At 73.1% G+C, this 13,144-nt stretch carries 15 protein-coding genes and 1 riboswitch; of the genes, 7 read left to right on the top strand and 8 right to left on the bottom strand.

Going from position 1 to position 13,144, the window contains the following annotated elements; all coding sequences use genetic code 11:
• Positions 1-8: 8 nt before the first annotated feature.
• Positions 9-197 carry a hypothetical protein gene (locus HHX30_RS15890; protein ID WP_169982707.1) on the bottom strand — a complete coding sequence of 63 codons (189 nt, stop codon included), beginning with the start codon at positions 195-197 and terminating at the stop codon, positions 9-11.
• Between the two features lie 311 nt (positions 198-508).
• Positions 509-1,099 carry a TetR/AcrR family transcriptional regulator gene (locus HHX30_RS15895; protein WP_169982708.1) on the bottom strand — a complete coding sequence of 197 codons (591 nt, stop codon included), beginning with the start codon at positions 1,097-1,099 and terminating at the stop codon, positions 509-511.
• Between the two features lie 207 nt (positions 1,100-1,306).
• Between HHX30_RS15895 and HHX30_RS15900 the strand changes: the two genes are divergently transcribed.
• The 4 genes from HHX30_RS15900 (at position 1,307) to HHX30_RS15915 (ending at position 5,043) form a co-directional block, all read left to right on the top strand.
• Positions 1,307-2,221 carry an alpha/beta fold hydrolase gene (locus tag HHX30_RS15900; RefSeq protein ID WP_169982809.1) on the top strand — a complete coding sequence of 305 codons (915 nt, stop codon included), beginning with the start codon at positions 1,307-1,309 and terminating at the stop codon, positions 2,219-2,221.
• Between the two features lie 65 nt (positions 2,222-2,286).
• Positions 2,287-2,724 (top strand): MarR family winged helix-turn-helix transcriptional regulator, encoded by a 438-nt coding sequence (locus tag HHX30_RS15905; protein ID WP_169982709.1) that lies wholly within the window; start codon positions 2,287-2,289, stop codon positions 2,722-2,724.
• Positions 2,721-3,566: an alpha/beta fold hydrolase gene (locus HHX30_RS15910; protein WP_169982710.1), complete on the top strand. Its 846-nt coding sequence runs from the start codon at positions 2,721-2,723 to the stop codon at positions 3,564-3,566. Before HHX30_RS15905 ends, HHX30_RS15910 begins: the two co-directional genes overlap by 4 nt.
• Positions 3,567-3,690: 124 nt before the next feature.
• The gene (locus HHX30_RS15915) at positions 3,691-5,043 is read left to right on the top strand and encodes a serine hydrolase (protein WP_169982711.1); all 1,353 of its coding nucleotides are present in this window, start codon (positions 3,691-3,693) and stop codon (positions 5,041-5,043) included.
• Positions 5,044-5,047: 4 nt separating this feature from the next.
• Here HHX30_RS15915 and HHX30_RS15920 read toward each other — a convergent pair whose 3' ends face one another.
• Genes HHX30_RS15920 through HHX30_RS15935 form a run of 4 tightly spaced genes read right to left on the bottom strand, consistent with a single transcriptional unit; the run spans position 5,048 to position 8,692 of the window.
• The gene (locus tag HHX30_RS15920) at positions 5,048-6,244 is read right to left on the bottom strand and encodes an ABC transporter permease (RefSeq protein ID WP_169982712.1); all 1,197 of its coding nucleotides are present in this window, start codon (positions 6,242-6,244) and stop codon (positions 5,048-5,050) included.
• Positions 6,241-7,116, bottom strand: a complete 876-nt coding sequence (locus tag HHX30_RS15925; protein ID WP_169982713.1) for an ABC transporter ATP-binding protein — start codon at positions 7,114-7,116, stop codon at positions 6,241-6,243. The genes HHX30_RS15920 and HHX30_RS15925 overlap by 4 nt, the downstream gene beginning before the upstream one ends.
• Positions 7,113-8,174, bottom strand: coding sequence for a peptidoglycan-binding protein (locus tag HHX30_RS15930; RefSeq protein WP_311922460.1), 1,062 nt, complete (start codon positions 8,172-8,174; stop codon positions 7,113-7,115). Before HHX30_RS15930 ends, HHX30_RS15925 begins: the two co-directional genes overlap by 4 nt.
• The gene (locus HHX30_RS15935) at positions 8,171-8,692 is read right to left on the bottom strand and encodes a hypothetical protein (protein ID WP_169982714.1); all 522 of its coding nucleotides are present in this window, start codon (positions 8,690-8,692) and stop codon (positions 8,171-8,173) included. Before HHX30_RS15935 ends, HHX30_RS15930 begins: the two co-directional genes overlap by 4 nt.
• A gap of 152 nt (positions 8,693-8,844) precedes the next feature.
• Between HHX30_RS15935 and HHX30_RS15940 the strand changes: the two genes are divergently transcribed.
• The 3 genes from HHX30_RS15940 to HHX30_RS15950 all read left to right on the top strand — a co-directional run bounded on the left by HHX30_RS15940 (position 8,845) and on the right by HHX30_RS15950 (position 11,688).
• Positions 8,845-9,498: a response regulator transcription factor gene (locus HHX30_RS15940; protein WP_169982715.1), complete on the top strand. Its 654-nt coding sequence runs from the start codon at positions 8,845-8,847 to the stop codon at positions 9,496-9,498.
• Positions 9,495-10,736 (top strand): HAMP domain-containing sensor histidine kinase, encoded by a 1,242-nt coding sequence (locus HHX30_RS15945; protein WP_311922463.1) that lies wholly within the window; start codon positions 9,495-9,497, stop codon positions 10,734-10,736. The genes HHX30_RS15940 and HHX30_RS15945 overlap by 4 nt, the downstream gene beginning before the upstream one ends.
• Positions 10,737-10,863: 127 nt before the next feature.
• A riboswitch (cyclic di-AMP (ydaO/yuaA leader) is annotated at positions 10,864-11,002 on the top strand.
• Between the two features lie 14 nt (positions 11,003-11,016).
• Complete coding sequence (locus HHX30_RS15950; RefSeq protein ID WP_169982716.1) at positions 11,017-11,688, top strand: CHAP domain-containing protein; 672 nt, start codon at positions 11,017-11,019, stop codon at positions 11,686-11,688.
• Between the two features lie 90 nt (positions 11,689-11,778).
• Here the strand turns inward: HHX30_RS15950 and HHX30_RS15955 are convergent, their stop codons facing one another.
• Both HHX30_RS15955 and HHX30_RS40660 read right to left on the bottom strand, forming a co-directional pair.
• A complete protein-coding gene (locus HHX30_RS15955; RefSeq protein ID WP_169982717.1) occupies positions 11,779-12,582 on the bottom strand; it encodes a MerR family transcriptional regulator in 804 nt (267 codons plus the stop codon).
• Positions 12,583-12,604: 22 nt separating this feature from the next.
• On the bottom strand, positions 12,605-12,976 hold the full coding sequence (locus tag HHX30_RS40660) for an alpha/beta fold hydrolase (RefSeq protein ID WP_249350092.1): 372 nt from the start codon (positions 12,974-12,976) through the stop codon (positions 12,605-12,607).
• Positions 12,977-13,144: the final 168 nt, after the last annotated feature.

The raw sequence follows: 13,144 nt of genomic DNA on the forward strand, positions 1-13,144 counted from the left end.
GGGAAGGTTCAGCGGGCGTGCGCGCCACGGCGCGCGGGCAGCGGGATGCTCGTCGCGCATGCGGCGGTGACGGCCCTGGCCGGCCGTGTCGACGGCGGCGCGACGCCGGTCACCGTGGCGCCGAGCGGGTCGAGCGCGTCGGCGGCGACCACGAGCAGGAAGATCGCCCATGCGGGCGGAGACAGGGGTGAGGACATGGCGAGGCAGACTCTCCGCTGAGAGATCCGGACAGCCTGTACTGAGGCTGTCGTGCCGGCCGGATGTCCCGACACGCTCATAACCGAGCGCCGCACCTTACGATCAAGAAGCTACCACGGCGGTCACATGCCCGGAGAACGCGGCCCGACAGGGCCCGGCCCGGCGTCGGCAGCCGGCCGGGCCGGAAGCCGGGCGGCTCCTCCCACACCGGCTCGCGGACATGAGGCGGACACCATGTCGGCGGGATCCGCCCGTGAACGGCCAGATCGAGCATCGTCCGCCGCGTCACCGGCCCGACGGCCGGATACGGCTAGCGCGGCAGGCGCAGTCCTGCGATGAGGATCCCGGCCAGCCGGCGCGCGTCGTAGCGGGGATCGCTGTCCGCGCCGATGCAGAGGTTCCCGACGCCGCGCATGAGTTCGATGGCCTCGATGTCGGAGCGGATCTCGCCGGCGGCGGCCGCGGCGTCGAGCAACTCGGCGCACACGGGCACGAGCCGGTCGAGGAAGTAGGCGTGCAGCGTCTCGAAGCCCGCGCTGTCGGAGCGCAGCACGGCGGCCAGGCCGTGCTTGGTGACCAGGAAGTCGACGAAGAGGTCGATCCATCGCCCGAGGGCGGCGTACGGGGTCTCGCCGGCCGCCAGCAGGGCCGGCCCGGCCTCGGCGCAGGCCTCGACCTGGTGCCGGTAGACGGCGATGATGAGGTCCGCCCGCGTCGGGAAGTGGCGGTAGATCGTGGCCGTCCCGACGCCGGCCTTGGCCGCGATGTCGCGTACCGGCGCGTCCACGCCCGAGGTCACGAAGACCGCGGCGGCCGCGTCGAGCAGGGCCTTCTCGTTGCGCCGGGCATCCGCCCGCCTGGGCCGAACCGCACGCCCCGCGCCCCGGTCGTCGTCGTTCATCGCGTCGTTCCCTCCACCGCCGAGCTTGCTAAACGGGACGTTGTTCCGTATCGTCAAACGGGACACGGTCCCGCTTGTTCATCTTGCCAGATCAGCGGCCCGGTCACCAAGAGCGCGCCGCCATGCCTCACCCGCGATACGGCCGTGCGTGCCGCCTCTCCTCATCCCCGCGAACAACTGAAGGACAATCCTGTGAACGAATCGCTCATGACCATCGGCGCGCCCACTCCGGTCGTCTCGGTGAAGCCGGTGGTGCTGCCGGCCCCCGGCCGTGGCCAGGACCTGCACGTACGGGTGTCCGCCCCCACGACCGGGCACGAGTTGCCGGTCGTCGTCTTCTCGCACGGCTTCGGCGAGTCGCTGAACGGCTACGCCCCCCTGGCCGACTTCTGGACCGCCCACGGCTTCGCGGTGATCCAGCCCACCCACCTCGACTCCAGGACGCTGAACCTTCCCCCCGACGACCCCCGCACCCCGCTGATCTGGCGGTCGCGGGTCGAGGACCTCAAGCGCGTCCTCGACCGGCTCGACCTCGTGGAGGACGCCGTCCCCGGCCTCGCCGGGCGGCTCGACCGCGGCCGCGTCGCCGTCGCCGGCCACTCCTGGGGCGCCCAGACGGCGAGCATGCTGCTGGGCGCGCGGGTCCTCGACGCCGAGGGCGTGCCGGGAGAGGACATGTCCGACCCGCGCGTCACGGCCGGGGTGCTGCTCGCCCTGACCGGCAGGGGTGGCGCGGACCTGGCCCCGTTCGCCGCCGAGCACTTCCCCTTCATGAACCCCGGCTTCGCGGAGATGACCACACCGGCCCTCATGGTCGCCGGCGACAAGGACCAGTCCCCTCTGTCCGTACGCGGACCGGACTGGTTCACCGACGCGTACCACATGAGCCCCGGCGGCAAGAGCCTGCTCACGCTGTTCGGAGCCGAACACTCGCTCGGCGGGATCTCCGGATACAACGTCACGGAGACGACGGACGAGAACCCCGAACGCGTCGCCCTGCTCCAGAGGGTCACGTGGGCCTACCTCCGCCACGCTCTCGGCATCGAGGATTCCGCGTGGTCGGCGGCGCGCACGGCCCTGGCGGACGGCGGCCATCCGCTGGGCCGGATCGAATCCCGGTGAATCCCGCCGCGTACGACCCCGCGAGGCATCTTGCGGTGGCTAACTTAGCTTGCTAAGTTAGCCGCATGGAACGAAACCTCAGCCTCAACCTGCATGTGCTCACCGCCCGGCTGGACCGCGCCGCCGACCGGATCCTCCGGGCGGAGCACAACGTCTCCTACAGCCGCTTCCTGGCGCTGACCCTGGTAGGAGAACTGGGCGCCTCGACGCAGCGGACCCTCGCCGACTATCTCGGCGTGACCGAGCCGTCGGTGAGCCGCATGACGTCCGTGCTCGCCGCCGAAGGTCTCCTCGACGTCCAGCCCGACCCCGGCGGGGGAAACCGCCGGCGGCTCAGCCTCACCGACGACGGGAAACGGCTGGTGGCCTCCATCCGGCAGGAGTTCGAAGACCGGCTGGCCGCGGTCGTCGCGGAGAGCGGCGTGCCGTACGCGGAGTACGCCGAGCACACCGCGCGACTGCTGGCGACGTTCGACCGGCTGGAGCGGGAGGCGGGCAAGTGAGCCGGGACATCGACACCACGCCCTTACGCCGGCACACGGCCGTCTCGGCCGACGGCACGGAGATCGCCTACCGGACGCTGGGCGCGGGCCCCAACCTCATCCTGGTCGGTGGCAATCTCAAGACCTCCGAGGACTACCTGCCGCTGGCCTCCGCGCTGGCCCACTCCTTCACGGTGCACGTGGTCGACCGGCGCGGACGCGGCGACAGCGGCCCCCAGGGACCCGGCTACTCCCTGGCGAAGGAAGTGGAGGACCTGCGGGCCGTCCAGGACGCGACCGGGGCGCGCCTGGCCTTCGGGCACAGCTACGGCGGGCTCGTCATCCTCGAGACCGCGCGCTCGTTCCCGCTGTTCGACCGGATCGCGGTCTACGAGCCCGGGGTGCCCTGCGCGCCCGTCCCCACCGCCTGGATGGCGCCCTTCCGGGAACGGCTGGCCGCGGGCGACGACTACGGGGCGTTCATCCACTTCATCCAGGGGTCGGGCGGCGCGCCGGACTTCATGACCAGGCTGCCGCACTGGTATCTGCGGATGGTCTTCCGCATGGCCTTCCGCGGAGCGGCCTGGCAGCGGATGCGGCCCCTGCTGGGCGCCTGCCTGGCCGAACACGAGCAGCTCGCCGCACAGTACGGCCGGCTCCCCGAGTTCGCGGACGTCACCGCCCCGGTGCTGGTCCTGGTGGGCGGCCGCAGCAAGCCGGCGCACCAGGAGGAGTACGCCACGCTGGCCGGCACCCTTCCCAGCGCCGTGCTGCGAACCGTCGGCGGCCTCAACCACATGGGCCCCTCGGAACGCAAAGCGGCCCCCGCCGTGGCCGAACAGACGCTGCCGTTCCTCCTGTGACGATCCGCCGGCTGCGGCTCCCCGCGCGTGCCTCCCGGAACGAGGCGTGGCCTGGGCCGTCTCCGGGGTCGCCGGGGCGGCGGGACGCTAACCTGGTGCGGGTCACGGAAAGGGGACGACCGGAATGGTGCTGGAGGGGACGGCTCGCGCGCTGCTGCGCAGGCTGGCGGTCGAGCAGGCGGAGGCGCGGGTGCCGTCGCTGGTGGCGGCGATCGTGCGGGGCGGCGAGATCGCCTGGTTCGGGGCGCGCGGCCGGGTGGACGGCGAACCGCCCACCCGCGACACCCAGTACCGCATCGGATCCATCACCAAGACCCTCGTGGCGACCGTCGTCATGCGGCTGCGCGACGAGGGCAGGCTCGACCTGCTGGACCCCCTGGACAAGCACGTGCCCGGCACGCCGCTGGGCGACGTCACGGTCGCCCAGCTGCTGTCCCACAGCGGCGGGCTGACCGCGGAGTCACCCGGCCAGTGGTGGGAGCGCACCCCGGGGGTTCCGGTGGGCGACCTGGTCGCCACGCTCGGCCCGGAGTCCGCCCGGCACCGGCCCGGGCGCCGCTACCACTACTCCAACCTCGGATTCGCCCTGCTCGGCGAGCTGGTCGCTCGCAAGCGGTCGGCGCCGTGGGACGAGGCCGTACGCGAGGAGGTCCTCGAGCCGCTCGGCATGCGCGACACCACCCCGCGCCCCCGGGCGCCGCACGCCACCGGGTACGCCGTGCACCCCTGGGCCGACGCGCTGCTGCCCGAGCCCGAGAACGACCACGGCGCCATGGCCCCCGCCGGCCAGTTGTGGACCACCACCGCCGACCTGGCCCGATGGGCGGCCTTCATCGGCGGCGACACCGGCGACGTGCTGCGCCCCGCCACGGTCGCCGAGATGCGCGAGCCGGCCGTCGTCGAGGAGGGCGACATCTGGGTGCGCGGCTACGGGCTGGGCCTGCAGCTCGCCCGGCACGTCGGCCCCGGCGGCCCGCGCCGGCTGGCCGGCCACAGCGGGTCGATGCCCGGCTTCCTCGCCAGTGTGTGGGCCGACCCCGCCGACGGCGTGGCCGTGCTGTGGATGGCCAACTCCACCTCGGGCATGCGCAACCTCGACACCGCCCTGCTGGACATCCTGGCCGAGCACGAGCCGCCGCTGCCGGCCGAGTGGTCGCCCTCCCCGGTGGACGAGGACCTGCTGGAGCTGACCGGGCCGTGGTATTGGGGCCCCACGCCGTACGTGGTCCGGGTCCTGCCGCACCGGGGCCTGTCGGTGACCCCGCTGAGCGGGCAGGGCCGGGCCTCCCGGTTCGTCCCCCAGGCCGACGGCACCTGGCTCGGGCTCGACGGCTACTACGCCGGGGAGACCCTGCGGGTGGTCCGCTCCCCCGGCGGGGTGACCCACCTGGACCTCAACACGTTCGTCTTCACGCGTGAGCCGTACGCCCCGGAGGCCCCGGTGCCGGGCGGGGTCGACCCGGCCGGCTGGCGGTGACCGGTCAGGTGGCGGCCAGCGCGACCGTCGGCGACAGGCCGGCGGCGCGCATCGCCGGGTAGAGGCCGGCGAGGGTGCCGACGACGAGCGTGGCGCCGACGGCGCCCGCGAACGCCCAGCCCGGGATCACCGGCGGCCACCCGCGCGACAGCGCGTAGCCGGCGGTGGCCAGGCCGCCGAGCGCCGCACCCGCGGTCCCGCCGAGCGCAGACAGCAGCAGCGACTCCGCGAGGAACTGCAGGCGCACCTGCCCGCGGGTGGCGCCCAGCGAGCGGCGCAGGCCGATCTCCCTGCGCCGCTCCAGCACCGAGATCACCATCGTGTTGGCCACGCCGACCCCGCCGACCAGCAGCGCGACCGCGCCGAGGCCGAGCAGCAGGCCGGTGAACGCGTTCGCCGCCGCCGCCCGGGCCGCCAGCGCGTCTGAGGGCCTGCTGACGGTGACCTCCTCCGGGTTCTCCGGGTTGACCGTGCGCGGCAGCACGGCCCGCACGGCCTCCACCACCTCCTCCGCGGACCGCTCGTAGATCGTCGTCGGGTGACCGTCGAAGCCCAGGTACTTCCGCGCGGCCGGGAACCCGACGAGTGCCGAGCGCTCGATCTCCGGGGCGAGCGGCATCGGGCCCAGGACGCCGACGACGGTGAACCACCGCTCGCCCATCCAGACCTGTACGCCGGTCCGGGTGATGCCGAGCCGTTCCGCCGCCTTGGCGCCGAGCACGACGGCGGGCCGCGCCTCGGTGGCATCGTTCAGCCAGGCGCCCGTCACCACCCGGCCCTCCAGGGTGGTGAGCAGGTCGGCGGTGGCGGCCTGGACGGCGATTCCGCCGGTTACGGCCTTGGGGATGCGGTCGGTGCGCCTGATCGTGGTGTCGACCGAGCCGGTGGCCGAGGCGGTGCGGACCGGCCCGATGCGCCGGACCATGCCGAGCGCCTCGGTCGGCAGCGTGGCCTCCTCGCCGAAGACCGACTGCCCGGGCGTGACGGTGAGCAGGTTGGTGCCGAGCCGGTCGAGCTGGCGCAGCAACTGCTCCCGGGAGGAGGACGAGACGCCCAGTACGGCGATCATGGTGGCGATGCCGATGGCGATGCCCAGCGCGGACAGCATCACCCGGGCGGGACGGGTGCGCAGCGCGGCCACGCCGGTCCGCAGGACGTCGGACGGCGCGAGCCTGGCGGGGGTCAGCCTCTGACCGGTCATCGTGGTGCTCCCTTCGGCGCCGTTCCGGGCTCGTCCGCCGTCTCGTGCATGGGTGCCGCCTTACAGGTGGGCTTGGGACCAGCCCCGGGGGTGCGGCGTCCGGCGCCGGCCCCGGCGTCGGCGACGACCCGGCCGTCTCGCACGCGCACCTGCCGGGGGCACCACGCGGCGATCTCGGGATCGTGGGTGATGACCGCGATCGTGGTGCCGGCGGCGTGCAGGTCGCGCAACACCCCCAGCACCTCGGCGCCCGCCGCCGAGTCCAGGTTGCCGGTCGGCTCGTCGGCCAGCAGCAGCGGCGGGTCGCCCGCCACCGCGCGGGCCACCGCGACCCGCTGCTGCTCGCCGCCGGACAACTGGCCGGGCCGGTGGCCCAGCCGGTGGCCGAGGCCGACCCGTTCCAGCGCGGCGGCGGCCCGCTCCCGCCGCGCCCGCAGCGGCGTCCCGGTGTACAGCAGGCCGTCGGCGACGTTGTCCAGCGCGCTCGACCCGGGCGCGAGGTGGAACTGCTGGAAGACGAACCCCAGGTGGCGGGCGCGCAACGCGGACAGCTCGCGGTCCGCCAGGCCGGCCACGTCGTGCCCGGCGATCCGCACGGTGCCCGTGGTGGGCCGGTCCAGGGTCCCGATCAGGTGCAGCAGGGTCGACTTGCCCGAGCCGGACGGCCCGGCGATGGCGACCAGTTCGCCGCGTTCGATCAGCAGATCCACGCCGCGCAGCGCCCGCACGCCGCCGCCGTACACCTTGGTCACCTCGCGCAGCTCCACCACGTACGGCCCGCCCCGCGCGAGGGGCTGCCCAGGTGGCACGTCACCGAGGGGATCGGAAGCGTGCGCGGTGCCCGGCCGGCCGGGCCGGATCAGCCGGTTCATGTGGCGGGCACCCCGACCCTCATGCCCGCGGCGAGCCCGGCGCCGGTGATCTCGACCATGCCACCGCCGAAGGCGCCGAGCTCCACCGGGATCACGCGGGTGGATGCGCCCTCGACCAGTTCGACGCCGAATCCGCCCTCCCGCAGGGCCAGCAGCGCCTCCACGGGAACGGCCAGCACGTCCTCGCGCCGCTCGCTGACCAGCTCCACCTCGACCGGGGCCCTGTCGAGCCGGGTCCTGGGGGTCTTGCTCAGGGTGATGTCGACGTCGACCGTGCTGCCCTCGTCCTGTCCCCGCTCGCCGGGGACGGCCTCGGCCACCGTGCCGACCGAGGTGATCTTCCCGGTGACGCGCTCGCCGCCGGGCAGTTCGACGGTGACTTTGGCACCCTTCCTGGCCAGCGTCTGGTCGTCGGTGGACAGGTCCACGTGCACCAGCCGCCGTACGCCCGACACGGTCAGGGCCGGGCGCCCGGGAGTGATCCTGGCGCCGACCTCGACCCCGGTGTCGGTCACCCGGGCGGCGGCGGGCAGGAAGACCACCTGGGAGGCGTCCACCTGCCCGGTCTCGGGCAGCCCGGCGTCGTCCTGCCACCGCTTGACGGCCAGATGGGTCGCGTAGCTGAAGTGGTCGTCCACGGTCAGGTCGTCGCCGTAGCCGAGGATCTTGAGGTTGCGTTCGAGCTGCTCGACGTCCGGGCCGTCGTCGACGCCCTGCCGCAGCGGCCGGTACATCGGCAGCGTGCCGTACATGAGGACGACCGGCCTGCGGTCGACCCTGAGCAGCGGGCGGCCGCGCCGGACGACCGCGCCCTCGGCGGGCGCCCAGGTCACGGTGCCGGAGGCGTCGGTGCTGACCCGCCGTTCGCCCGAGTAGGTCAGCGCCCCCTCGACGGTCTTGGTGTCGACCAGGTCCTGGCGGGTGATCGGCGCGGTGGCGGGGACCGGGGGCGGAGACGGCTCGGCCGCGCCGGCGTCGTCGCCGCCCGCCACGGCGACGACCGTTCCCGCGGCCAGTGCGAGGAGGCCGGCGCCCGCGATCACCAGGCTCGTCCTCACCCGTTCCTCCCCGGGGCGGACTCCTCGCAGGCCTTCTGCGCCTCGTCCATCGCCTTCTCCTGACCCGGCTTGATCTTGATCTGGAGTCCCTGCCCGGGGGCCGGGTCGGCGACGTCGACGCCGTGCTCGCGCATGCACTGGGCGAACTTGACCATGCGGTCGCGCGCCTCGGGGTCGTCGCCGCCGAGCTTGTCGCCGACCGCGTCCTTCATGAAGTGCTCGCAGGCCTGCATGGCCTTACGCATCGTGGCCTCCTCGCCCTTCTTGCCGGTGATGCGGACGCGGCCGTCGGGACCGGGGTCGGGCATGTCCACGCCGTGCTCGCGCATGCACTGGGCGAACTTCAGCTGGGCCTCCTGGCGGTCGGCCGGGCCCGGCGCGGACGGCTTCGCCGTCGCGGTCGAGGCGGCGCCGTCGGCCCTGGCGATCCCGTCGTCCGCGGGGGCCGCGCCGCAGGCGGCCAGTGCCAGCGCGAGCCCGAGGGCCGGTGCCAGGGCACGCGGCGGTCGTATGCGCATGAGTCGCTCCTCCTCTCCCGGGCCGTTCGCCCGGGACGCGGCCCAACGCCAGCGGAGGCGGTGCTAAACGCGGATAAGCGAGATCGGCTTATCCGTGCTTATCCGCGGCTAACACCTCCTGCGTCACTCTCGAAGCCGAGCGGGAGGTTGGGATGCGGGTGCTCGTGGTCGAGGACGAGGAACAGCTGGCCGACGCCGTCGCCCGGGGGCTGCGGCTGCACGCGATCGCCGTGGACGTGGCCTACGACGGCCGGGAGGCGCTGGAGCTGACCGCCTACGTCGACTACGACGTGGTCGTGCTGGACCGCGACCTGCCCGACGTGCACGGGGACGAGGTCTGCCGGGAGCTGATCGGCGCCGGAGGGGCGAGCCGCATCCTCATGCTCACCGCGGCCGGGCGGGTCAGGGACCGGGTCGGGGGCCTGTCCCTGGGCGCCGACGACTACCTGGTCAAGCCGTTCGCGTTCGCAGAGCTGGTGGCCCGGGTCCGGGCGCTGGCCCGGCGCTCGTCCCGTACGGTGCCGCCCGTGCTGGAGCGGGCCGGGATCCGGCTCGACCCCGCCCGCCGTACGGTCGTGCGGGACGGGCGGCAGGTGGCGCTGGGCCGCAGGGAGTTCGACGTGCTGCACGAGCTCATGCGGGCGGGCGGCGACCTGGTCACCTCGGCACGGCTGCGCGCGGACGTGTGGGACGAGCACTCCGACGCCGGAACGGGCGTGCTGCGCGTCACGATCACCTCGCTGCGCCGCAAGCTGGGCGTCCCTGCCGTGATCGAGAACGTGCCGGGCCGGGGGTACCGGCTGTGACCCGTGCCCTGTTCTTCTGGGGCAGGCTGGGCCTGCGCATGCGGCTCACCCTGCTGTACGGCGGGCTGTTCTTCGTGGCGGGGTCGGTGCTGCTGTGGTTCACCCACCTGCTGACGGCTCGGGCGCTCAACCAGCGGTTCGTGGTGGCGGTGGCGTCGAAGGTGACCGGCGCGGGCGCCTCCGACGCGGTTCCGGGGGGCGCGCTGCCCGACGCCGACATGCTCGCGCGGCGGGTGCGCACCGATGTCGAGCAGGGGGCGGCCGGCGTGCTGAGCGACGTCCTCGGGTCGTCGGTGATCGTCATGATCCTGGTCGGGGCCGTCGCGGTTCTGCTGGGATACCTGGTGGCCGACCGCGCGCTGCGCCCGCTTGAGCGGGTGACCGAGACCGCGCAGCGGCTGTCGGAGAGCACGCTGCACGAGCGGATCGCCCTGAGCGGCCCCCAGGACGAGGTCAAACGGCTCGCCGACACCTTCGACGCGATGCTCGACCGGCTGCACCGGGTGTTCGACGCCCAGCGCCGGTTCATCGCCAACGCCTCCCACGAGCTGCGCACCCCGCTCGCGGTCAACCGTACGGTGCTGGAGGTGTCGCTGGAGGAGCCGGCGGCGTCGGAGGACCTCAAGGCGCTGGCCCGGGCGCTGCTCGGCACCAACGCCAGGCATGAGCGGCTGATCGAGGGCCTGCTCATGCTGGCCCAGTCGGAACAGGAGCTCACCGCCCGCAGGCCGGTCGACCTGCGGCAGGTCGTCCGTACGGCCATGGAGCAGATCGATCTGCAGCCGCGCCGCAGGAAGGTGGTCGTCCACGAGGACCTGTGCCGGGCGGTCGCGTACGGCGATCCGCTCCTCCTGGAACGCTGCCTGTTCAACCTGCTGGAGAACGCGATCAAGTACAACGTGCGGGACGGGGATGTCTGGGTCCGGCTGCGGGAGGACGAGAGCGGAGTGAGCGTGACGGTGGAGAACACCGGGACCCTGGTCCCGCCCTACGAGGTGGACGACCTGTTCGAGCCGTTCCGCCGGCTCGGCGGCGACCGCGTCCGCTCCGCCCGGGGGGCGGGGCTGGGCCTGTCCATCGTCCAGGCCATCGCGGTGGCACACGGCGGCACGGCGGAGGCGCTCGCCCGGCCGGAGGGCGGCCTGGCGGTGACCGTACGCCTGCCCGGGCCCGCCAGGGGTGATCACATCCGGGCTTCCCTACCCACTGTCGCCCGGCCTCTCCCTACTCGCGAGTAAAATCCGAGTTGTTCTAACTTGACCGGTTTGACCTGGTCTATTACCTTTTAGGCAGCTCAGGGCGCACTTGCTCATTCATTGGCCAAGAAGCCCTCCTCAGACCGACGCGGCCGGCCGATCCCGGCTTGCCGCCCGGCCGCCGAGTCCGCGTCCGCGCGGAGCCGGGGACCCACCTCTCCTGGGGTGAATCGGCATGCCTGCCATGCCGTAGGGCGCCTTCCAGCCCGAACCCGTCAGCTAACCCGGTAGGCGGCATGGAAGTAAGGGAGTTCGCCCCACCATGCACGTCCTCAACACCTGTGTTCGCGCTGCCCTCGTAAGCGGGGCCCTCGCTTCGGCCGTGCTGGTCGCGGCGCCGGCCGCGCACGCCGACAACCCCGCCACCGGCAAGGGCCCGGCGGCCGCGCAGTCCATGGCCGAGATCGCCTCGACCCTGCCCAAGGTCAGCGCGGTCGACGTGCTGAGCCTGGCCAAGAGCCAGGTCGGGATCAGGGAGAACGCCTACGGCGGCGGGACCAAGTTCCAGCAGTGGTACATGTCCTCTCCCCGCGCCCAGGAGACCCTCGCCCGTGACGGCGGCACCCTGAAGGGCTACCTGAACGCGCCCTGGTGCGACATGTTCGTCTCCTGGGTCGGCCACGAGCTCGGCATCGGGCCGGTCATGGGCTCCGACGCCTACACCGTCGAGCACGCCAACTGGTTCGCCGACCACGGCCGCTGGGGCCGGACGCCCAAGCCGGGCGCGGTGGTGTTCTTCAACTGGAACGGCAGCAAGGACATCGGCGACATCGTGCACGTCGGCTTCGTCGTCAAGGACAACGGCGACGGCACCATCCGGACCATCGAGGGCAACACCGGCAACGGCGCCGTCGAGGTCCGCACCCGTCCCACCTGGCAGGCTGTCGGGTACGGCTACCCGATGTACCCGGGCGAAGCCGCCGCCTCCGCCTGACGGCTGACGCCCCGACCCACGAAGCGCGCCGGTGATCCCGGCGCGCTTCGCCATACCCCCGCCCGCCGCGCAGGCGCCCGGCGCTGATGCTCAAGGCGCCGGCCTCCGAGGTGGCGCAGCCGGTCTGGGGGCCACGCGCTCGAGCTTGGTCCAGCCCGTCCAGCCTCGCTGCTTCAGCAGCTCGATCAGCCGACGCGCCGGCGGCACGGTGTCGACCGCCAGCGTGTCCATGAGCTTGACGAGCGGTGACTCGATGTCGGTGTCGTCGACATAGTGCTCGCCCCGCTCGTCGGCCATACGCGTGATGTAGACGGCCAGCTTGTCGGCCAGCTCGACCAGCCGCGGGTCGTCGTCGTCTCGATCGAGAGCCTGACTCAAGGTGAGGTAGAAACCGACGAGCCGCGGGTCGTCGATCTGCTCCCGCTTGCGTGCCATCCACTCCGCGACTCGCCCGGGTGAGTGCGCGGCCAGGGGGATCCAGCCGTCACGCTCGGCCCGGACGATCCGCTCGTCGACCCCGAGCGCCCGCAGCCGGTCGAGATACTCGACCACCTCCGGGGGGAGTGCCAGGCTGTCCCCGGAGGCGAGCCGGGCAATTCGCTCGCGATGCCGCTGCCGCTCCCGGATTTCCGCCCGCAGCCGCCTGTCGATGTCCGCGACCGCCGCGGCGAACTCCTCCTCACCGGACTGCAGCAGCTCCCGCACCCGCGCCAGCGGAACCCCGGCCTCGGCGAGGGTTCGGATTCTGATCAGCTCGATCACGGCGCCGGCGTCGTATCTGCGGTAGCCGGAGTGGTCCCGCTCCGGCTCCGGCAGCAGCCCCTTGGCGTGGTAGTGCCGTACCGCGCGCACCGTCACTCCGGCATAGGACGCCAGCTCGCCGATGGTCAGCATCAGACCGGTCTCCGGGAGTCGCTCACGAGGTCGCGTGGCCGGCCGGGCCTTCCACGCCACGGATGATCTGGGCGATTTCCGGGGCATGGGTGAAGACCAGCTGATGGTCGGCGGCGAGGCCATGGCCGCGCAGGTCGAATGTCACCACGTCGTGGTCGTGCCGCAGCAGCTCGGCCAGCTCCCGCAGGTCGGCCTGTGTCGAGTTCAGCCCGGGGCACAGGACCAGCGGTCGTCCCCGGCCGCCGCGAGACACCGGGATCGTGACGCCGTCGTGGTGGATCGTGAAATGCCGCGTCGTCCTGTCGCCTCTCTCGGCCCGCTGTCCACCATCGTCGTGCTCGCCGTACGTCTCGCGCGGTCCGGCGACCTCGGTCGCACTGGTTTCCCTGGTCATGCCACCATGCTGAGAGATTGCCCCAGCGTCAGGGTCAAGCGGTGTGACGTCCACACTTCGTGACCGCCGGCCCCTGCTCCGGCGGGGCAGGGGCCGAGGGCAACGCACCGGTGGACGCATCCCGATCGACCGGCACTCCGACCGGCCGATCGGGCGACGACCTCCGGC

Origin of the sequence: Microbispora sp. H10836 (genome assembly GCF_012999525.1) — a bacterium.
Taxonomy (GTDB): domain Bacteria; phylum Actinomycetota; class Actinomycetes; order Streptosporangiales; family Streptosporangiaceae; genus Microbispora.